We start from the raw sequence: 838 nt of genomic DNA, 5'->3' as shown, positions 1-838 counted from the left end.
TCCGCGGCCGGCCCGACCCGCGGCCGGCCCGACTCGGGGTCGGCCCCGGCCGGGACAGTCCGGGCCGGGGTCAGCCGGGCCGGGAGCGTGGCCCGGCCGGCCGTGACCGGGCCGCCCGTGGCCGCGGACGCGGGGCAGGGCGTCGGCGCTGGTCAGGCGTCCGGCAGCCCGGGCACGTCGTGGGCACGGGGCGGGCCGCCCGGGAACGTGGCACGTTGCGGGCACGGGGCAGATCAGTGCGGGCAAGGGCCACGTGGCGGCCACGGGTCAGGCCGAGACCGTCTCCGGCTGTGACGCCCGCTGTTCAGCGCGTTCGCCGAGGCGCGCCGTCGGCACCCGGTGGGTTTCGCGAGCCGTGAGGGCGGCGATCACCGGCGGGACGCACAGGGCCGCCGTGAACAGGGCCACCGCCGACCAGTCGGTGCCGTCGGGGCCCGCGATCTCGGCGGCGAAGGTGACCGCGAACCCGGCCACCGCGAAGCCGATCTGCGTGCCGATCGCNNACGACACCGAAGGCGACGATCCCGAGGATCAGTGTCAGCGGGTAGGAGCCCGTGGAGATCGCCCACAGGTAGAGGAACATCGTCACCGCGCTGCCCACCGCCCCGATCAGGTACACCGGGCGTCGGCCGATGCGGTCCGACAGCGTGGCCCACAACGGGATGGCGGCGAGCGCGACGAGGTTGGCGAGCGCGCCCACCCACAGCATCGACGAGCGGGACATGCCGACCGCGTCGCTGGTCGCGTACGCCAGCGCCCACACGGTGAAGATGGTGCTCACCGAGGCGATGAGCGCGCCCGCGACCACCCGCAGCACATCCGCCCAGTGCTCGCGCAG

General features: G+C 75.7%; 1 pseudogene. It reads right to left on the bottom strand.

Annotated elements, in window-relative coordinates:
* Positions 1-267 precede the first annotated feature (267 nt).
* Positions 268-838 (bottom strand): annotated as a pseudogene (locus BZY54_RS48690) (MFS transporter); the annotation flags it as partial.

It is taken from the genome of Streptomyces carpinensis (assembly GCF_002154505.1).
Lineage (GTDB): Bacteria > Actinomycetota > Actinomycetes > Streptomycetales > Streptomycetaceae > Streptomyces > Streptomyces carpinensis.
This window is presented reverse-complemented; position numbering and strand designations above follow the sequence as displayed.